Genomic DNA, 17,759 nt, shown 5'->3' on the forward strand with positions numbered 1-17,759 from the left:
CGAGTACGCACCTATCCAGTCATGGAACGCGTAGACGTCGCCATCGTCGGCGGGGGGCCGGCCGGGACCGCGGCCGCCCACGCCGCGGCCGAACACGGCGCCGACGCGGTGGTGCTGGAGAAGGGGGTCCCGCGCGAGGACCGCTCGGGGCTGGGTCCCGACTCCACCGACGCCGCCGGCATCCTCGACTACTGGGTCGACATCATGGGTATTCACCCCGACGAGATGCCCGACGGGGTGGTGCAGAACGTGCTCGACCGCGCGGAGTTCCGCGGCCCGAACACGGCGTGTAGCCTCCGCTCGACCGGGATCGAGTCGTCCTACGACGAGTTCGGCTACACCTTCCACCGCGCACGCTTCGACGACTTCCTGCGTTCGCGGGCCGAGGAGGTGGGCGCCCACTACCGCACGGAGGCGTCGGTGAAGGGCGTCCTGACGGAGGCGCACGACCACCCGCGGCACACGGTCGCGCTCGCCAATGGCGAGGAGATCGGCGCCGACTACCTCCTACTCTGTGACGGCCCCCAGCGCACCGTCACGATGGGCGTGCTCGACGAGTACCTCCCGGAGCACCGCTCGGCGAGCACAGTGCTCTCGCCGCCGACGGCCAACCACATCGCCTACCAGGAGTACCGGGAGTTCCCCGAGGAGATCTACGAGGAGGTGCAAGACGCCATCGTGTTCTGGTGGGGGCTGATGCCCGGCCACACCGCCTACCCGTGGATCTTCCCGAACCAGGACCGGGTCTGTCGGGTCGGGCTCACGATGCCGATCGGGATGGACATCGACGAGGTCGAGGACCGCGAGAAGTACGACCTGCTGCGCCCCGAGGACGACCGGATCCCGCAGGGCGCCACCTACATCGAGCGCCTGCTCGAACGCGAGTACGGCGACGAGTACGATCTCGAGGACTTCCCGATCGTCGAGGACGCCGGCAAGAGCCGGGGCACCGAGACGTACCCCATCTCCTCGACGCGGCCGATCGAGTCGCCCGTCGACGCCGGGATCGCGGTCTGTGGCGGCGCGATGGGCACCACGTCGGCGTTCCACGAGGGTGGCGACCACCTCGCGGTCCGAACCGGGGCGATCGCGGGGCGACTCGCGGCACAGGAGCGGCTGGGCCACTACAACCACGAGTGGCGCGACGCAATCGGCGACGAGGTGCTCCGGAACGTCTCGCTCGCGGAGCTCGTCCGCGGCTGGGGGCCGGATCAGTGGGACGAGGTGTTCGGCGTCGGCGAGGAGATGCTGGCCGAGGACGGCGCCAACGAGATGCTCTCCTGGAGCCCCAAAGCAGGGCTGCGCGGTGCGAAGCTGCTCGCGGAGTACAAGCTCGTGAAGTTCCGGAACCGGAACCGATACGTCCAGCTGACCGCCGACGAGTACAGCTACTAGCGGAGAACTACGCTTCGGCTTCCTGTGCGGCGGCGCCGGCTTCCTTCCGCGTGATGTAGCCCGCGATGCGGTTGCGGACCTCCTTGGACTCGACGTTCGTGAGCGCGGTGACGCTCTCCTTGTTCGTCTCGAAGTTCTGGTTGAACGACTCGGGGTACTTCTCGAGCAGGATCGTCCCCAGCTGTTTGACGTACTTCGGCTTGATTGCCATACGGTTGGATTCCCCGGAGAGCCACTAAAGCGATTCGTTCCGGGCCAAGGGTTTCAGTCCGGGGGGAGACCGACTCGGATAGAGTTATGCCGCGCCGGTCCCGCGAACGTAGTAACATGGAGGTCGAACTGCTGGAGGCCACGGAGGACCCGGAGGAGGTAATCTGTCGGGCCGCACGCAACGACTACGCGTCGGCGTTCGTCGGCGAGCAGACGTTCGAGGAGACGATGGAGACCGTCGACGGCGACGACCTCGAAGCGAAAAAGGAGACGCTGATCGGCCACCTGCTCTCCCACGGCCACTTCGGCCCGTTCGAGCACCCGCAGGCCACGTTCGCGATCGAGGGGATGTCCCGCTCCTGTATGGCCCAGCTCACCCGCCACCGCCACGTCTCCTTCGACGTCCAGAGCATGCGCTACGTCTCGTTCGACGACGTGGACCCCGAGGCGGTGGGCGACGGCGAGATGGTCGTCACGCCGCCCTCCGCGACCGACCCGGACTGGATCGGCCGCAATCAGCAGAGCGGCAGCGTCGACGAGGCGACCGTCGAGCAGCGCGAGCAGGTGTTCCGCGACTCGGTGCAGCGCTCCGTCGAAGAGTACCAGCGCCTGCTGGAGTTGGGGATGCCGCCCGAGGACGCCCGGTTCGTGCTGCCGATCGGCACCGAGGTCAACGTCGTGATGAGCATGAACGCCCGGACGCTGATGCACGTCGCCGACATGCGCGCCGCTGCCGACGCCCAGTGGGAGATCCGCGGGCTGACCGAGGAGGTGCTCGACTTCGCTGCGGAGTGGTGTCCGGTGACGTTCGACTACTACGAAGAGAACATGAAAAACCGGAAGAACCGCCTCGCGCCGTAGCCAACGCCTTTCCCGCTTCCCTCCGTAGCGCCGGCGATGCACTCCGGCGCCCGCGCAGTCGCGCTCTGTCTGCTCCTCGTTCTCGCCGGCTGTGCCGGCGGCCCCGTCGCGACCGACGGCGACGGTCGGATGCCGACGGATACCGAGACGGGCACGGCAGCCACGCCGTCGACTGCGATCGACGCCCCGCCGTCGGCGACGCCCAAGCCAGACGCGATCGAGGTCGAGGTGATCGACGTCGTCGACGGCGACACGATCGACGTGCGCTACCCCAACGGCAGCGAGGACACGGTTCGCTTGCTCGGCGTCGACACGCCGGAGGTCCACGCCGAGACCGACCCCGCGGAGTTCCCCGGCGTCCCCGAGGCCGAGGCGGGCCGGAACTGCCTCCGCGAGTGGGGTGAGCGTGCCAGTCAGCACGCCGAGGACGAACTGCTGGGCGAGACGGTGACGCTCTCCTTCGACGAGAACGAGCCCCGCCGAGGCTACTACGGCCGACTGCTGGCGTACGTCCACGTCGACGGCGACTCGTTCAACTACGGACTGCTCACGCTGGGACTCGCGCGACGGTACGACAGTTCGAGCTTCCAGTACCGCGAGCGCTACGGCACCGCCGAGGGGATCGCGAGAGGGACCGACGCCGGGCTCTGGGGCGCCTGCGCGACCGGCGACCCCCAGACCGCGACTGAGACCCCCATTCCCATCGCCGACGGCGGCCCGCCGCTGTGGATCAGCGAGATCACCGCCGACGCCGCGGGCGACGACCGGGAGAACCTCAACGGTGAGTACGTCACGTTCGGCAACGCCGGCAACGAGACGCTCGACCTCTCGGGCTGGACCGTCAGCGACGAGGCCGATCACACGTACACGTTCCCCGAGGGCGCCGAGATCCCGCCGAACGGGACGATCACGCTCCACACCGGCAGCGGCGAGGACGGCAGCGGTGACTACTACTGGGGGCAGGGAAGTCCGGTCTGGAACAACGGCGGCGACACCGTTATCGTCCGGAACGAGAGCGGCGAGACGGTGATCGAGCGCTCGTACGACGGCTGACCGGACCGCAAGCCACATTCCGCGAGGTCACCGAGCCACGCCCATGCACTCGGCCGTGATAATCGCCGGCGGGCGCTCGACCCGCTTCGGCGACGACGACAAGGCGACCGCGCCGCTGGCCGGAACGCCGATGATCCGCCGCGTCGCGGACCGGCTCGAACCCGTGGTCGACGAACTAGTGGTGAACTGTCGGGACGATCAGCGCACGGCGATCGAAGACGCGCTCGCCGGCACGCGGTCAGCCGGCGAGGGCGACGCGCTCGAAGAGTACTCCCTCCCCACCAGCTTCGCGCTCGACCCCGAGACCGATCAGGGGCCGATGGCCGGGATCAGGAACGGCTGCCGGGCCGCGACGGGCGAGTACACCGCCGTCGTCGCTTGTGACATGCCCTTCGTCGATCCCGACGCGATCAGCTACCTGTTCGACCGCGCGAGCGGCGAGATCGACCCGCCGGCGGACGGGGACGACGAAGGAACGCCGCCGTTCGACGGCGCGGTGCCGCGCCTCGGCGACGGCTGGTACCAGACGACGCAGGCGGTGTACCGACCCGACGCGATGGCCGATGCCTGTGACGCCGCGCTGGAACGGGGTGACCGCAAGATCCTCGCACCGCTGGAGGACCTCTCCTATGCGGTCGTCGGCGAGGACGAACTGACGGCCGTGACCGACCTCGAGACGTTCGAGAACATCAATACGAAGGCGGAGTTCGACGAGGCCGCGGCGCGGCTGGGGTAGCTACTCGACGATCTCGCGAATCTCGGCGTCGGCCATCCGCGCGAGCACGACCCGCGGGACGACCGCGCGGTCGGCGTGTTCGAGCGCCGCGTTCGCGATCTCGCGGCCGACTGCGAGATCCTCGTCGTCGTCGATCTTGTTCACCAGCGGGATCGCCGTCGCGCCGGGCGGGACGCCCCGGAGACCACCCTGAGGGCTCGCGAGAGTGCGCCCCACGACTTCGGGCGTGATCTCGTCGCCGACCTCGATGCCCGCGACCGCGGCCACGCGCTCCGGCCGGTGGACCAGCTCCTCGGAGAGCGGTTTGCCGACCACGTGGGCGCTGGCGACCGGGATCACCGTGTCGGCCTGCTCGGGGATCTGTGGCTCGTTCGTGCCGGGCGCCTTGAACTCGCGCATCCGGGCGCCGTCGGCTTTGACGAGGACCGGGCCGTCGTGGGCTGCCCCGATCTCGTCGACCGTGTCGGGCTCGTAGCCGCGGTAGCGGTCCTCGAACTCCTGCTCGGGGACGAGGCCGAGCGGCCAGTCGGTAGCGGTCATCAGCGCCGCGATCGGGTCCTCGGTCACGTCGACGCGGGCGACGTGGGGGTCGAAGATGGGGATGCGGACGGTGGCGGTGACGACAGCGCGGTCGCTCTCGGCCGCCAGCGCGTACATGGTGGTCTTCTTGCCGCCGGCGCCGACGACGCAGACCAAGCCCTCGGCGTCGAGCGCGGCAGTGAGTTCGGACATGCCTTCGAGTGGGAGCGCGAGGCTCCAAACGGTTTCGACACCGCGCTACACCACCTCGCCGACCGTCGCGAACTCGACGCCGGGCTTGGCGGCCATATGCTCGATTAGCTCCCGGAGCATCGACGGCCGGGGGCTCCGGCCGCTAACCTGCGGGTGGAGCGTGAGGACGTACACGCCGCCCTCGACGGAGTTCGTCCCCTCGTACTGCTCGTACATCCAGTCGAACTGCCGGCGCCAGTGGTCGAACACCGCCGCCTCGTCGGAGAACGCGCGGTTGCCCGAGAACGCCAGCGCGGGGTAGTCGTCGCGCTGCCACGACACGGGGATCTCGGTGATCCCCACCGGCTCGCCGACCTCGTACGGTTCGTCGACGGGCGCGTGCTCGTCGGTCAGTTCGTACGGCTCGAACTCCCGGGCCATTCCGCTGGAGGAGTACTCGAAGCCGAACTCTCGGAGGATCGACACCGTGTGCGGCGAGAAGTCCCACGACGGCGAGCGGTAGCCCGCAGGCGGCGAACCGGTGAGGGACTCGATGCTTTCGATCCCGCGGGCCACGTCGGCGCGCTCGGCCTCGCGGCTCTCGTACTCGCCCGGCGGCGTGTGGCTCCAGCCGTGGTGGCCGATCTCGTGGCCGGCGTCGACGACGCGCTCGCAGGGCTCGGGGAAGGAGTCGATCGTGTGCCCCGGGACGAACCACGTTGCCGGCACGTCGAGGCGGTCGAACAGGTCGAGCAGCCGCGGCGCGCCCACCTCGGCGCCGAAGCGGCCGCGGGAGCGCTGGACGGGCGAGTCGCCGAACTCGCCGGCGTGGAGCCACGGCGAGACGGCGTCGAAATCGACGGTAAGACAGACGGTGGCACGGGCCATACGTACGCCGGGGGCTAAGGCGGCATAAATCCCCGAACTGGGCAGGACAGCCGCGGCCGCGTCCCGTCTCACACGACGGCCCGAGATCGCCAGCAGCGATAGGGGTTGTAAAATCCCGCTTAGGCAGGGTTTTTCAGTCGGGGGGGCGTACCGATAGTCGATGACCGACAGCGAAGCCGTCTCTGCGGCGGAGGGTTCCCGATGAGAGGAAACGACCAGCAGGCCTACGACCGCGGGACGTCGCTGTTCTCCCCGGACGGACGCATCTACCAGGTGGAGTACGCCCGCGAGGCCGTCTCGCGTGGCGCACCCAGCGTGGGCGTCCGAACCGAGGAGGGCGTCGTCCTCGCCGCACAGGCCCAAGCGAGCTCCGAGCTGATGGAGTCCGAGAGCATCGAGAAGATCCACAAGCTCGACGACCACATCGGCGGCGCCTCCGCCGGCCACGTGGCCGACGCGCGCCAGCTGATCGACTTCGCCCGCCAGATGGCCCAGAGCAACCATCTGCGCTACGGCGAGGCGATCGGCGTTGAGACGCTCACCAAGTACATCACCGACCACATCCAGGAGAACACCCAGATGGGTGGGACCCGACCGTACGGCGCCGCGCTCCTGATCGGCGGGATCGAGGGCGGCGTCGAGGGCGAGAAGGGCACGCCGCGCCTGTTCAGCGCCGATCCCTCCGGGACGCCCCACGAGTGGAAGGCGACCATCATCGGCGGCGGTCGCGAGGAGATCCAGGGCGTGCTCGAGGACGGCTGGTCCGAGGATCTCAGTCTCGACGAGGGGCTGAACCTCGTCCTGCGGAGCCTCCGCGAGCACGAGGAGGAGATCGAGGCCGACGCGCTCTCGGTCGTCTCGATTACGATCGACGACGGGTACGAGACGTACGAGACCGAGGAGATCGCCGAACTGCTCGACGCGCTCGCCGAGGAGTCCGACGACGACTCCGAGGAGTAACGCGAGCCCGAATTCCCGCCGCGGACCGCTTCTCGCCGCCACCCGACGCTTTAGGTAGTCGGCGCCACCACCGACAGCCATGCAGTTACTCGAAGGCGGCCACGTAGTCGACGCCGAGGGAGTGCGGACCGCGGACGTACTGATCGAGGACGGCACGGTCGCAGTCGTCGGCGACGCGAGCGACGAACAGCCCGACGAGCGCGTCGACGTCTCGGGACAGTTCGTCGTGCCGGGGATGATCGACAGCCACGTCCACCTGATGATGGACGCCCGGCCCGACGCCGAGAGCGTGCAGGGCGACAGCGAGGCGACGCTCGCCTATCGCGCCGCTGAGAACCTCCGGAAGCAGGCCGAGGCCGGCGTCGTCGCGACCCGGGATCTGGGCGCGCCGGCGACGGTCGCGATCGACGCCGGCGCGGCAGTCGCGAACGACACCATCGCCGGCCCGCGCGTGCAGGCCGCGGGGCAGAACGTCGTCATGACCGGCGGTCACGGCCACTGGTTCGGCCGCGAGGCCGACGGCCCCGACGAGGTCCGCAAGGCGGTCCGCGAACAGCTCAAAGCCGGCGCCGACGTGATCAAGTGTATGGCCACCGGCGGCGTGCTGACGACGGGCGCCCAGACCGGCGCGCCCGAACTCACGCCCGAGGAGCTGGACGCCCTCGTCGACACGGCCCACACGGCCAGCCGCCCCACGGCGGCGCACTGTCACGGCACGCAGGGGATCAAAAACGCCGTCCGCGCGGGGATCGACAGCGTCGAGCACGGGACGTTCATGGACGAGGAAGCCGCCGAACTGATGGCCGATCGGGACACCTACTGGGTGCCGACGCTGTCGGCGCTGAAGGGGATCGTCGAGAACAGCGACGCCGGCATCCCCGAGCAGGCCGTCGAGAAAGGGCAGGACGCCGCCGATCGCATGGCCGCCGCGTGGGAGTACGCGCTCGACGCCGACGTGCCGATCGCGATGGGTACCGACGCGGGCACGCCGTTCAACGAGCACGCCGACGTCGCCCACGAGCTCGCCTACATGGTCGAGTACGGCCTCGACGAGCGGGGCGCGCTGGAGGCGGCGACGGTCAACGCCGCCGACCTGCTCGGCCTCGACGACACGGGACTGGTCGAGAAGGGGTACCGCGCGGACCTGCTGGTGCTGCCCGACAACCCGCTCGAAGACGTGCAGGCGTGGCAGTCACCCGAGCAGGTGTACCTCGGCGGCGAGCGGCTCCGGTAAGGCGTCGACGGCCCCCTCGTGATCTGCGAATCCGCCACACGGCGGCGAGGAAACGCAACGGTTTTACGTTCAACCCGAATACGATTGGATGCGAAGCGCTCTGGTGGTGTAGTCCGGCCAATCATATCACCCTCTCACGGTGATGACCTGGGTTCGAATCCCAGCCGGAGCATTTCTGTCGACGCCAATGTTCGAGCAGTGAGCGTAGCGAACCGCGAGTCGGCGTCGACGAATCGACTCGGATTCGAAGCCTGCAAGTCGCAGCCCGGAAGCGCAACGAAGTGAGCATCCCGGAACGTCTTGCTCCGGTTCGAATCCCAGCCGGAGCATTTCTGTCGACGCCACGGTTCGAACGACCAGCTTCGCGAGTCGACATGTCGAAAAAAGCAACCGCGCTGAAAGCGGACAGTCAGGAGTTCAGGGCGTAGTGGAACCGACTACCACACTCCTTACAGGCGGAGTGGTAGTTCCGACTCGAGCTCTGACTCCGTCCGATCTCCGCGATCTCGTCGGATTTCGAGTTCACGGTCGCGTTCGCGACTTCGCCGCAGTACGGGCAGGCGACTTTGACGACGGCCATACACGACACACCGGCCGAGTGGTTGAAAAACTCACTCCCGATACCCCTCCTCGTACCCCTCCTCGTAGCCGTCGACGTACCCCTCCTCGTACTCGTCGTGGCCGTCGTCCGGCGTGTCGTCGCTGGACCCGTCCACGCCCGACACCCCATCCGTCCCGGCCCCGAAGTCGTCGATTTCGGTCTCCATCGGGGGCAGGTCCGCGATAACGGCGAGCGCGTCGTCGCTGAGATCGTCGATCGTGTCGGCGTTGAGGGCGTCCAGCGGGTCCAACGGGTCGTCGCCGAGCGCGCCGTGGTCATCCAGCGGGACCGGCTCGCGGCGCTGCTGCTCCCGCCGGATCTCTCGGACCACCTCCAAGTCGTCGGCCTGTCGCTCCGCCGTCTGCAACACGAGGTCCGATGCGTACTGGAGATCGCGCTGGAACTCGGGACTGTACGGATCGGTCGGCTGCTGGTGTTCCCGCGGCGCGCGTTTGCCCAGCGGGTCGTGTGGGTTGTTCGAATCCAGTCCCATACGCCACAGTAGGTGGTGACACCTCTTAGCGGTTCGGTGCGGTTGGCTACCACCCCCGAATCACCCCTCGATATCGGGGGGCGGCAGTAGCCGGACACGCCGGCTTTTCCGGCAGCGACGGGCTGAGGACACTCCCACACAGTCCGCGTACATTACGTTCCGACTGACGACACCGTCACCGACGACGGAGGAAACGAATCTTTATACCCTCGCCGTGGCCATTCTTCGGTAACAGACGTACCATGGCATCGACGATCTACCTCGTGAGTGCGGCGCTGATGGCAGTCCTCCTCGTCGCCGTCGTGGCGGCGACGGTAGGTCGGGGCTGGAAAAAGTACACGCCGGGGCTGCAGCACGACCAGTCGGTCTGGAGCTCCCTCGCCGGCAACGAGTCGGCGTGGACGCTGGCGTTCATCGTCGCGGCGCTCGCGGTCGGTGGCGGCGCGACGCTGTTCGTCAGCGGCGACTCCTTCTCCGGCTCGATCGTCGCGGTCGGCGGCGCGGCGGTCGGCGGCGCGCTGGCGGCGGCGTTCGTCTTCTACCTCTTCTATGGCACCTACGCGGCCGCAAAGGCCCGCGGCTACCGGCGTGCGGCCGCCGTGATGGCCGGCTCGTGGGTGCTGGGGCTGCTGATCGTGCTCGTGATCACGGTGAACCTGCTGACTGGCGCCTGAACCGGTTGCGAAACGTTCCTGTAGCTCCCGCCCCGAGTTTCGGGGAGACGTGAGTACACACTGCCAGCGCTCGGTGTCGGCCCGAAAACGGGGCGACGCCCGCCGACTCGCAGCGTCCGTCCGATCGGCCGTGGCCGGCACGGGAACGCGCTGGCTCGCAGTCCTCCTGTCGGTGACGCTGTTCGCGGCGCCGGCGCGTGCCCACGGCGGCCCGGGGATCACTTCGGGCAACGTCGACACGCCGACGTGGCTGTTCCTGATGACCGGCGGCGGCGTCGTCGCGGTCTCCTTCCTGCTCACCAGCTTCGTCACCGACCGCGAGCTGCTGGAGTCCTACCACGATCGTCGCGTGTCGATCCCCGGCGGCGCGGCGATCCGCCGCTGGGGCGGCCCCGTCGGCGGCGCGATCGGCCTGCTCGGACTCGCCGGCGTCGTCGTGACGGGCGTGTTCGGCCCGCCCGAGGCCGCGCGGAGCTTCGCGGTGCTGCTGGTCTGGGTGGTCTGGTGGGCGGGGTTCACCGCCAGCGCCTACCTCGTGGGGAACAGCTGGCCGGCGCTGGACCCCTTCGGCCGCCTCGCGGCGCCGCTTGCGGGCGACGGAAGGCTCTCGCTGCCCGACTGGGTCGGGCGCTGGCCCGCGGTCGCCGGGCTGTTGCTGCTCGTCTGGCTGGAGGTGGTCACCGCGGTGGCGTCGAACCCGACACAGCTGACCGTCGTCGTCGGCGCGTACCTTGCCGCGACCGTGGCCGGGAGCGTGCTGCTCGGCCACGGAACGTGGCGGAGGCAGATCGATCCCATCTCGGGCGTGTTCGAGCTGTACGGCCGCGTGGCGCCGATCAAGCGCACCGACGACGGCCTCGAACTGGCCGCGCCCGGCGCGGCGCTGACGGACGTGGACGCCGACGCGACGACGATAGCCAGCGAGATCGGCTTCGTGATCGCGCTGCTGTGGGTGACGACGTTCGACGGGTTCGTCGCAACCCCCGGCTGGCAGTCGATCGCGGCGCCGGTCGTCCGCGCGGGCGTGCCCGCCGAGCTCGCGTACTTCGGCGCGATGCTCGGCGGCTACGCGCTGTTTTTCGGCGTCTACTGGGGGGCCTCCAAGCGCGTGCGGAGCAGCGGGACGACGTACCGCTCGGCGCCACGGATCGCCGCCGCGTTCGCGCCCGCGCTGGTGCCCATCGCCGCAGGCTACCACTTCGGGCACTACTTCCCGTACTTCCTGACCCAGCTCCCGGCGTCGGTCGTCGTCACGCTGAGCCCGCTGTCGCCGCCGGTCGCACCGCCGGTGCTCGGGCTCCCAGGGTGGGTGAGCTGGGTCGGTCCCGTTGCAGTGCTGTCGGGCCACCTGCTCGCGGTGTGGGCCGCCCACACCCGGGCGTTCGACCTGTTCACCGGCCGACTCCAGCCGATTCGGAGCCAGTACCCCTACGTGATCGTGATGGTGCTGTACACGATCACGGGGCTGTGGCTGCTCGCACAGCCGACGATCGACGCCCCCTTCATCTGATCATGACCGATTCATCCACCACCGACGAGGCCGAACGAGCGAGCACCGACGCGGCGTTCGCCGTCGACGACGACGCCGAACGCTGTCCGTACTGTGGCCGCCCGTTCCCGACCGAGCATCTCCACGCGCTGCACCTCGGCGAGGAGCACGGCAACGCGCTGACCGAGGCGGAGGCCGAACGCTACGCCGCGGCCGACGACCGCGAGAGCGACGAGCTGTTCCAGTTCCACATCAAGGTGCTCGCGCTGTTGACGCTGATCACGTTCGTGTTCCTCTACAGCTACACGTTCGTCTGGACCTGAAGGCGGGGCGTCAGGCCTCGTGATGCGCCACGTCGACCTCGGCGTCCTCGACCGTGACGGTCATCATCGTCGCGCGCTCGGCGGGGTCGGCGCCCGTCACTGACCCGGGGTTGAGCACGCGGACGCCCTCGTGAACGGTGTCCTCGACGACGTGAGTGTGGCCGCCGATGCCGACGACTGTCTCGCCAGGCTCGGTCCGCCCGCGCGCTCGGGCCGTGTCCGCGACGGCGTCGGCCCACTGGTCGCCGCCGAGGACGAGTCCGGTGTCGCTCTCCAGCCGTGCCTCGAACGACGGGATCTCTCCTTTCTCACTTACTTCCATCTCCGTGTCGACGTGACGGGCGTCGACGGCCGCGGCGACGGGGTTGATCGTGCCGTGAGTGACGACGAACGTGACGCCCTCGAACGTGACCGCAGCTACGGCAGGGAGACCGAGCTCGTCGGGATCGACGTTGCCGTGGACGGCCGTGAGCCCGGCGGCGAGATCGCGCACGTCGTCGAGCACGTCGGCCGTCTCGAAGTCGCCGGCGTGGATCGTGTGGTCCGCGGCCGCGACGCGTTCGCGGAACTTTGCCGGGAGGGCGGTTTCGCGTTCGGGGACGTGACTGTCGGAGATGACTGCTAGCTCCATGTGTCCCGGTTGTCAGGATCCGGAATAACGGTATCGCCCGGGAGAGAACTGTTACCGAACGACGATGTCGCCGAAAAGCCGCGACCGCGGCGGCGCCTTACTGGATCGAGTACGACGCCGCGACCGTGAGCGCCAGGAAGCCGACGAAGCCCAGCAGCATCACGTACGTCACCGAACGGGGCTCCCAGACGAGATGCTGGAAGTAGCCCGCGACCATCACCGCCTTGATCAGCGAGAGGGCGGTGATCAGGCCGAGCGCGAGCAGGTAGCTCTCCTCGAGCAGACCGATCTGCTCGACGCCGACCTGCATCGTCGCGATGACGAACAGTGCCACGTAGATGCCGGTGTAGAGTTTTGTTCGTGCCATTGGTCTAGACGATGTAGAACATCGGGAACAGGAACAGCCACACGATGTCCACGAAGTGCCAGTACAGCCCGAAGTACTCCAGGGGCTCGTCGTCGCCGTTGACGTACGCCCCGTTCCAGGCGCGCCAGATCAGGTAGGCCGTGACGAGCAGCCCCGCGATCACGTGGCCCATGTGCAGGCCCGTCGTCAGGAAGTACGTCGAGGCGCGCACGCTGGAGTCCAGCGCGATCGGTGCGTACTCCTCGGTCCCCTGGAACAGGACGACCCACTCGATCGCCTTGTTCACGAGGAACGCCAGCCCGAGCAGGAACGTCACGACGAGGCTCGCGACGACGCCCTTCCGGCTGCGCTTCTGGGCGGCGACCAGCGAGAGGATCACCGTGAACGAGCTGGTCAACAGCAGGTACGTGTTGACCAAGCCCGGGATGGGGTTGTGCGGGATCGGGTGCCACTGCGTCCAGCCGTAGGCCACACGCAGGAAGATGGCTGCGCCGATGAACGCCCCGAACAGCACCACGTCGGAGGCCAGGAACACCCACATCCCCATCTTCGTGTTCTCGACGCCGCCGAACGGCCACGTCTCGCCGAAGCCGCCCTCGTGGGCGGTGAAGTTCTCGTACCCCATGAACGAGACCGAGCCGATGAGCCCGATCACGCCGAGCACGGAGGCCGCAGCGTAGAACGTGCCCTCGAGCCCGCTCGGGAAGCTCCCGGTCTGGAGCCCGGAGAAGCCGATCGCGGTGACCACCGTGAACAGGCCGATCATGAACGGCCAGTAGCTGGCGTGATCGACGTGTCCGCCGTCGTCGTGTGCCGACTCGAGTGCGGCCGCGTGGCCGCCGTCGGTCGCGGTCGTGCCGCCGTCGGCGGCGGCCGCGCCCGTCGGTTCGTCGTCACGCAGGAACTCGAGCGAGCCGCTAGCGTACGACGGCGTGCCGGGGAAGTTCTCCATCGGCGGCGGCGAGGAGACTGCCCACTCCGCGGTCGTCGAGTACGGCCACGGGTTCGCCGCGGCGTCGTCGCCCGCGACGATGCTCTTCGCGAGGTTATAGATGATCAACAGGAACGAAATCCCGAGGATCACCGCGCCCACCGAAGCGAGGCGGTGCCACGGCAGATACTCGGGACGGTAGGCGAACACGCGCCGGGGCGTCCCCCACGCGAGGAACAGCGGGAAGTACAGCAGGTTGAACCCGGTGAAGTACACCGCGAAGCTCAGCTTCCCGAGGAACTCGTCGTACGTCTTCCCGGTTATCTTCGGGAACCAGTAGAACAGCCCCGCGATCAGGCCCGTCACCCCCGAGACCATCACGTAGTGGAAGTGGGCGACGACCCAGTAGGTGCCACGGAACTCGTAGTCGAGCACGACCGCGCCGAGGAACACGCCGGTGATCCCGCCGACGATGAACAGCACCATCGCACCGAAGGCGTACAGCATCGGCGTGTCCCATCTGATTCGGCCCTTGATCAGGGTGTAGATCAGCGCGAACACCATCAGGTCGAACGGCAGCGAGATCCCGATAGTGGTCGCCATGAACAGCGTCTTCACCTCGAGGTTGATCGAGGTGAGGAACATGTGGTGCATCCAGACGATGAAGCTCTGCAGCGCGACGAGCACCATCGAGACGATGAACCACTTCCGGCCGACGATCCGGTTGCCGGTGAACGTCTGGAAGATCTCGGCCATCGCGCCCAGCGCCGGGAAGAACACGATGTACACCTCGGGGTGACCGAAGAACCAGAACAGGTGGGTCCACAGCACGGACCCGCCCGCGGTCGTCGCCGCGAAGTACGTCGTCCCGAGCATGCGGTCCGAGAGCAGGATCATGACTGCCGCCAGCAGCGCCGCGAAGGCGAGCAGCATCATCCAGACGGTCAGCAGCATCGACCAGGTGAACAGCGGGAGCGAACGCATCGTCAGCCCGGGTGCCCGCATGCGGTGTATCGTAGTGATGAAGTTCACCCCACCGACCGTGATCGAGACACAGAACACCACGATCGCCAACACCGTCGTCGTCGCCCCGATACTCGGCATGAACGCCGGGATGTTCAGCGGCGCGTACAGCGTCCACCCGCCTGCGTAGGAGGCGCCCTGGAAGAACGACGCGAACACCAGGATGCCCGAGGCCAGGTAGAGCCAGTAGGAAAGCGCGTTCAGCCGCGGGAATGCCAGATCTTCCGCACCGATCTGCAGCGGGACGATGTAGTTGGCGAACCCGGTCGCGAACGGCGAGATGAACCAGAACACCATGATCAGGCCGTGCAGCGAGACGGCCTGGTTGTACGCCATCGCCGAGAGGATCCCCTCCCCGGGGGCCCGCGGCGCCCACATCTGGGCGCGGATCAGTAGCGCGAGCACCCCGCCGAAGATGAGGAAGAACATCGCGGTCGCGAGGTAGAGGATCCCGACGTCCTTGTGGTTGGTCGTGACGAGCCAGCGCTTCAGCGACCACCGCGGCGGGAGGTGGCCGTCGTCGTGGCTGTCACCCGGCAGTGCCGTGCCGCCGTCAGTTCGTGGTTGTGTGTCGTCTGTCATACGTTACACCCCCGCCGCCGCGACGTTGGCGGCGGACTCGTTGCTCGCGGATTCGTTGTTCGCGGACGCGGTCTGGGACGTGTACCAGTCCTGATACTCGTCCTCGGGCATCACGATCACTTCCGCGTCCATGTAGGAGTGACCTTGGCCACACAGTTCGTAACAGTGGGCCGTATACGTACCCGTGTCGGAGGCTTCGAACCACGTCTCCGTGGTCTCGCCGGGGATCGCGTCGGACTTCACCCGGAGCTCCGGGATGCCGAAGTTGTGGAACACGTCCGCCGACGTCACCCGTAAGTTGACCTGCCTGTCGACGGGCACGCGGAGCGTGTTCGTCGTGTTCACCCCCGCGTAGCTCCCGTCGTCATTGAGATAGTGGAAGTTCCAGCCGAACTGGTAGCCTTCGACTTCCACCTCGACGCCCTGCTCGCCGCTCTGTCCCTCGACGAACAGCAGCGTCCCGTAGGTCCACGCGATGAGCGAGATGACGATGATCGCGCTCAGACTCAGCGAGAGGAACAGCTTCTTCCCCTTCCCCCCGCCGGTCGGGACCTCCCCCAGCTTCGGGCGATCCTTCTCGTCGCTGCCGCCCTCGTAGCTGTATTTATACGCATTGTACAACATGTAGCCGATAACGACGGCTCCCACCAGGGTTCCGAGCGCGAGGAACACCCAGTAGATCTCGCTGAACACTTGCACCCGTGTCCCCTCGGGGATCAGCCCACTCTGGAGCACGGACGCGGCTGTGGCATCAGGTATCATCGGCGCCTTGATAGAGGGTATTCGCTCCGCTCCGACCTTAGTGGTTTCGAACGGTCACGCACGCGCGCGAGGGAAAGCACCAGAAAACTGGGGACAGGAATAAGTCTCGGCGGTGCGAAGCGACCACGCATGCTTCACGCGAAGGGGCCGATGCTCACCGTCGACGTCGGGAAGCGCAGCGCTGACACCGTCGACATCGACAGCGTGCTCGAACGGACCATCGGCGGGCGCGCGACGGCGACCGCACTGGCGCACGATCGGATCCCCTTCGGCGCCGACCCGTTCGGCCCGGAGAACCGCGCGTACCTCTCGACCGGGCCGATGCAGATGAGTCAGACCTCATTCACCGGCCGGATGAACATGACGGGGCTCTCGCCGCTGACCGACGGCCTCGTCTCCACCAACGCCGGCGGCTACCTCTCGCGAAACTTCGGCGCCGCAGGGCTCTCCGTGCTCGAACTGGTCGGCGAGAGCGACGAACTGCTCGCGATCCACGTCACCGACGGCCCGGAGGGCCCGGAAGTCGAGTTCGAGGAAGTGCCCGAACTCGAAGGCGCCGAGACCAGTCGCGTCTCGGCGTACATGGAGAGCCACCACGATCTCGGCCCCGAGAACTGCATCACGATCGGCCCCGCCGGCGAGAACCTCGTCCGGTTCGCGTCGGTGATGACGTTCGACTCCCGGGCGTTCGGCCGCGGCGGCATCGGCGCCGTACTCGGCAGCAAGAACGTCAAGTGCGTCACCTTCGAGGGCGACTCGACCCCCGAGATCGAGATCCCGGATCCGCCGGCGATGGACGTCCACCGCGAGGCCGCCACCAGCGACGACCTGATGCGCCGACAGGGGACCACCGGCAACACGGAGTTCATCAACGACAACTTCTCGATCCCGACGCGGTACTTCGACGACTACGAGTTCGAGAGCATCGCGAACATCGGTGGCAACGCCGTCGAGGAGAAGAAGTACAAGAAAGGCGCCTGCTCACAGTGCGCCTACGCCTGCAAGCTCCCCACGAAAGACGAGGAGCGCGGCGTCGAGACCGAGGGGCCGGAGTTCGAGACGGTGTACTCCTTCGGCACCTGTCAGGGCGTCGGCGACATCGTCGACGTGATGATCTCGAACGAGCTCTGTGACGAGCTCGGGATGGACACCATCTCCGCGGGCGTCACCGTCGCCGCCTACCTCAAAAGCGAGGACGCCTTCGGCGACGCGGAGCTGGTCCACGAGACCCTGGAGAAGATCGCCCACCGCGAGGGGATCGGCGACCTGCTCGCGGAGGGGACTGCCCGCGCCCACGAAGAGCTCGGCGTCGACAACTACACCGTGAAAGGGTTGGAGTTCGCGGCCCACGACGGCCGGACGCTCCACGGCCAGGGACTCTCCTACGCGGTCGCGAACCGTGGTGCCGACCACATGTACGGCGGGATGCTCGGGCTGGAGTACTCCGGCGAGGTCGATCCCGAGGGGACGCTCGGCAAGGCCGAGACGCTCGTCGGACTGGAGAACCACAACGTCGTCCGCGACTCCGGGGTGATCTGCGCCTTCGGCGGCGACTACATGACCGACGAGCGCCTCGAACAGCTGTTCGGCGTCGACTACGAGCGACTGCAGTCGATCGGCGCCGAGACGATCGAGCGCGAACGCCACTTCAACAACAAGCGCGGGAAGGACGTCGACGACGACGACCTCCCCTACGAGATCCCGGACCTCGCCGAGGCTGTTCAGGAGTACTACGAGGCCCGCGGCTGGAACGAGGATGGCACCGTCCCGGACGCGGCGGTCGACTCGGTCGCGCCCGCAAGCGCGGACGACTGAGCGCCCGGCCGCGCCCGCGG

Annotated in this window: 19 protein-coding genes and 1 tRNA gene; 11 read left to right on the plus strand and 9 right to left on the minus strand. The window is 67.9% G+C overall.

Annotation, left to right across the window (positions count from 1 at the left end; all coding sequences use genetic code 11):
* The first annotated feature begins 21 nt into the window (after positions 1 to 21).
* Positions 22 to 1,395, plus strand: coding sequence for an NAD(P)/FAD-dependent oxidoreductase (locus BN1959_RS10995; protein WP_053948704.1), 1,374 nt, complete (start codon positions 22 to 24; stop codon positions 1,393 to 1,395).
* A gap of 7 nt (positions 1,396 to 1,402) precedes the next feature.
* On the opposite strand, the gene BN1959_RS11000 is transcribed toward BN1959_RS10995, so the two are convergent.
* Positions 1,403 to 1,606, minus strand: a complete 204-nt coding sequence (locus tag BN1959_RS11000; RefSeq protein WP_053948705.1) for a 30S ribosomal protein S17e — start codon at positions 1,604 to 1,606, stop codon at positions 1,403 to 1,405.
* A 116-nt stretch (positions 1,607 to 1,722) separates the two neighbouring features.
* Between BN1959_RS11000 and thyX the strand changes: the two genes are divergently transcribed.
* Genes thyX through BN1959_RS11015 form a run of 3 tightly spaced genes read left to right on the plus strand, consistent with a single transcriptional unit; the run spans position 1,723 to position 4,255 of the window.
* Complete coding sequence (gene thyX / locus BN1959_RS11005) at positions 1,723 to 2,466, plus strand: FAD-dependent thymidylate synthase (RefSeq protein ID WP_053948706.1); 744 nt, start codon at positions 1,723 to 1,725, stop codon at positions 2,464 to 2,466.
* Between the two features lie 36 nt (positions 2,467 to 2,502).
* Positions 2,503 to 3,519: a lamin tail domain-containing protein gene (locus BN1959_RS11010; RefSeq protein ID WP_053948707.1), complete on the plus strand. Its 1,017-nt coding sequence runs from the start codon at positions 2,503 to 2,505 to the stop codon at positions 3,517 to 3,519.
* A 43-nt stretch (positions 3,520 to 3,562) separates the two neighbouring features.
* Positions 3,563 to 4,255 carry a molybdenum cofactor guanylyltransferase gene (locus BN1959_RS11015; protein WP_053948708.1) on the plus strand — a complete coding sequence of 231 codons (693 nt, stop codon included), beginning with the start codon at positions 3,563 to 3,565 and terminating at the stop codon, positions 4,253 to 4,255.
* Here the strand turns inward: BN1959_RS11015 and yqeC are convergent, their stop codons facing one another.
* Complete coding sequence (gene yqeC, locus BN1959_RS11020) at positions 4,256 to 4,987, minus strand: selenium cofactor biosynthesis protein YqeC (RefSeq protein WP_053948709.1); 732 nt, start codon at positions 4,985 to 4,987, stop codon at positions 4,256 to 4,258.
* 45 nt (positions 4,988 to 5,032) lie between these two features.
* Positions 5,033 to 5,854 carry a polysaccharide deacetylase family protein gene (locus BN1959_RS11025; RefSeq protein WP_053948710.1) on the minus strand — a complete coding sequence of 274 codons (822 nt, stop codon included), beginning with the start codon at positions 5,852 to 5,854 and terminating at the stop codon, positions 5,033 to 5,035.
* 201 nt (positions 5,855 to 6,055) lie between these two features.
* Here BN1959_RS11025 and BN1959_RS11030 point away from each other — a divergent pair, with 201 nt between their 5' ends.
* The 3 genes from BN1959_RS11030 to BN1959_RS11040 all read left to right on the plus strand — a co-directional run bounded on the left by BN1959_RS11030 (position 6,056) and on the right by BN1959_RS11040 (position 8,220).
* On the plus strand, positions 6,056 to 6,814 hold the full coding sequence (locus BN1959_RS11030) for an archaeal proteasome endopeptidase complex subunit alpha (protein WP_053948711.1): 759 nt from the start codon (positions 6,056 to 6,058) through the stop codon (positions 6,812 to 6,814).
* Between the two features lie 79 nt (positions 6,815 to 6,893).
* Positions 6,894 to 8,048, plus strand: coding sequence for a metal-dependent hydrolase family protein (locus BN1959_RS11035; protein WP_053948712.1), 1,155 nt, complete (start codon positions 6,894 to 6,896; stop codon positions 8,046 to 8,048).
* Between the two features lie 97 nt (positions 8,049 to 8,145).
* Positions 8,146 to 8,220: transfer RNA gene (locus BN1959_RS11040), tRNA-Glu, on the plus strand.
* 237 nt (positions 8,221 to 8,457) lie between these two features.
* Here the strand turns inward: BN1959_RS11040 and BN1959_RS14770 are convergent.
* Both BN1959_RS14770 and BN1959_RS11045 read right to left on the minus strand, forming a co-directional pair.
* Positions 8,458 to 8,628 (minus strand): hypothetical protein, encoded by a 171-nt coding sequence (locus BN1959_RS14770; protein WP_154018268.1) that lies wholly within the window; start codon positions 8,626 to 8,628, stop codon positions 8,458 to 8,460.
* Positions 8,629 to 8,659: 31 nt separating this feature from the next.
* Positions 8,660 to 9,142: a hypothetical protein gene (locus tag BN1959_RS11045; RefSeq protein ID WP_053948713.1), complete on the minus strand. Its 483-nt coding sequence runs from the start codon at positions 9,140 to 9,142 to the stop codon at positions 8,660 to 8,662.
* Between the two features lie 242 nt (positions 9,143 to 9,384).
* On the opposite strand from BN1959_RS11045, the gene BN1959_RS11050 reads away from it, so the two are divergent.
* The 3 genes from BN1959_RS11050 to BN1959_RS11060 are packed head-to-tail and all read left to right on the plus strand — an operon-like array spanning position 9,385 to position 11,628.
* Positions 9,385 to 9,816, plus strand: a complete 432-nt coding sequence (locus BN1959_RS11050; protein ID WP_053948714.1) for a hypothetical protein — start codon at positions 9,385 to 9,387, stop codon at positions 9,814 to 9,816.
* 49 nt (positions 9,817 to 9,865) lie between these two features.
* The gene (locus BN1959_RS11055; protein WP_154018269.1) at positions 9,866 to 11,326 is read left to right on the plus strand and encodes a hypothetical protein; all 1,461 of its coding nucleotides are present in this window, start codon (positions 9,866 to 9,868) and stop codon (positions 11,324 to 11,326) included.
* A gap of 2 nt (positions 11,327 to 11,328) precedes the next feature.
* Positions 11,329 to 11,628: a DUF7410 domain-containing protein gene (locus tag BN1959_RS11060; RefSeq protein WP_053948716.1), complete on the plus strand. Its 300-nt coding sequence runs from the start codon at positions 11,329 to 11,331 to the stop codon at positions 11,626 to 11,628.
* 10 nt (positions 11,629 to 11,638) lie between these two features.
* Here the strand turns inward: BN1959_RS11060 and BN1959_RS11065 are convergent, their stop codons facing one another.
* From BN1959_RS11065 to coxB, 4 genes are all read right to left on the minus strand, one after another.
* Positions 11,639 to 12,259: a metallophosphoesterase family protein gene (locus BN1959_RS11065; RefSeq protein ID WP_053948717.1), complete on the minus strand. Its 621-nt coding sequence runs from the start codon at positions 12,257 to 12,259 to the stop codon at positions 11,639 to 11,641.
* Positions 12,260 to 12,356: 97 nt separating this feature from the next.
* Positions 12,357 to 12,626: a cytochrome C oxidase subunit IV family protein gene (locus BN1959_RS11070; RefSeq protein ID WP_053948718.1), complete on the minus strand. Its 270-nt coding sequence runs from the start codon at positions 12,624 to 12,626 to the stop codon at positions 12,357 to 12,359.
* Between the two features lie 4 nt (positions 12,627 to 12,630).
* Positions 12,631 to 15,162: a cbb3-type cytochrome c oxidase subunit I gene (locus BN1959_RS11075; RefSeq protein ID WP_053948719.1), complete on the minus strand. Its 2,532-nt coding sequence runs from the start codon at positions 15,160 to 15,162 to the stop codon at positions 12,631 to 12,633.
* A gap of 3 nt (positions 15,163 to 15,165) precedes the next feature.
* Positions 15,166 to 15,924, minus strand: a complete 759-nt coding sequence (gene coxB / locus BN1959_RS14775; protein ID WP_053948720.1) for a cytochrome c oxidase subunit II — start codon at positions 15,922 to 15,924, stop codon at positions 15,166 to 15,168.
* Positions 15,925 to 16,053: 129 nt separating this feature from the next.
* Here coxB and BN1959_RS11085 point away from each other — a divergent pair, with 129 nt between their 5' ends.
* Entirely contained in the window at positions 16,054 to 17,739 is a 1,686-nt protein-coding gene (locus BN1959_RS11085) for an aldehyde ferredoxin oxidoreductase C-terminal domain-containing protein (protein WP_053948721.1), read from the plus strand.
* Positions 17,740 to 17,759 lie beyond the last annotated feature (20 nt).

Source organism: Halolamina sediminis (assembly GCF_001282785.1).
GTDB lineage: Archaea > Halobacteriota > Halobacteria > Halobacteriales > Haloferacaceae > Halolamina > Halolamina sediminis.

Bases quoted from the DNA above. Each gene is read 5' to 3' on its own strand.
- BN1959_RS10995 (WP_053948704.1), top strand. From the start codon at position 22: ATGGAACGCGTAGACGTCGCCATCGTCGGCGGGGGGCCGGCCGGGACC.
- BN1959_RS11000 (WP_053948705.1), bottom strand. From the start codon at position 1,606: ATGGCAATCAAGCCGAAGTACGTCAAACAGCTGGGGACGATCCTGCTC.
- thyX (WP_053948706.1), top strand. From the start codon at position 1,723: ATGGAGGTCGAACTGCTGGAGGCCACGGAGGACCCGGAGGAGGTAATC.
- BN1959_RS11010 (WP_053948707.1), top strand. From the start codon at position 2,503: ATGCACTCCGGCGCCCGCGCAGTCGCGCTCTGTCTGCTCCTCGTTCTC.
- BN1959_RS11015 (WP_053948708.1), top strand. From the start codon at position 3,563: ATGCACTCGGCCGTGATAATCGCCGGCGGGCGCTCGACCCGCTTCGGC.
- yqeC (WP_053948709.1), bottom strand. From the start codon at position 4,987: ATGTCCGAACTCACTGCCGCGCTCGACGCCGAGGGCTTGGTCTGCGTC.
- BN1959_RS11025 (WP_053948710.1), bottom strand. From the start codon at position 5,854: ATGGCCCGTGCCACCGTCTGTCTTACCGTCGATTTCGACGCCGTCTCG.
- BN1959_RS11030 (WP_053948711.1), top strand. From the start codon at position 6,056: ATGAGAGGAAACGACCAGCAGGCCTACGACCGCGGGACGTCGCTGTTC.
- BN1959_RS11035 (WP_053948712.1), top strand. From the start codon at position 6,894: ATGCAGTTACTCGAAGGCGGCCACGTAGTCGACGCCGAGGGAGTGCGG.
- BN1959_RS14770 (WP_154018268.1), bottom strand. From the start codon at position 8,628: ATGGCCGTCGTCAAAGTCGCCTGCCCGTACTGCGGCGAAGTCGCGAAC.
- BN1959_RS11045 (WP_053948713.1), bottom strand. From the start codon at position 9,142: ATGGGACTGGATTCGAACAACCCACACGACCCGCTGGGCAAACGCGCG.
- BN1959_RS11050 (WP_053948714.1), top strand. From the start codon at position 9,385: ATGGCATCGACGATCTACCTCGTGAGTGCGGCGCTGATGGCAGTCCTC.
- BN1959_RS11060 (WP_053948716.1), top strand. From the start codon at position 11,329: ATGACCGATTCATCCACCACCGACGAGGCCGAACGAGCGAGCACCGAC.
- BN1959_RS11065 (WP_053948717.1), bottom strand. From the start codon at position 12,259: ATGGAGCTAGCAGTCATCTCCGACAGTCACGTCCCCGAACGCGAAACC.
- BN1959_RS11070 (WP_053948718.1), bottom strand. From the start codon at position 12,626: ATGGCACGAACAAAACTCTACACCGGCATCTACGTGGCACTGTTCGTC.
- BN1959_RS11075 (WP_053948719.1), bottom strand. From the start codon at position 15,162: ATGACAGACGACACACAACCACGAACTGACGGCGGCACGGCACTGCCG.
- coxB (WP_053948720.1), bottom strand. From the start codon at position 15,924: ATGATACCTGATGCCACAGCCGCGTCCGTGCTCCAGAGTGGGCTGATC.
- BN1959_RS11085 (WP_053948721.1), top strand. From the start codon at position 16,054: ATGCTTCACGCGAAGGGGCCGATGCTCACCGTCGACGTCGGGAAGCGC.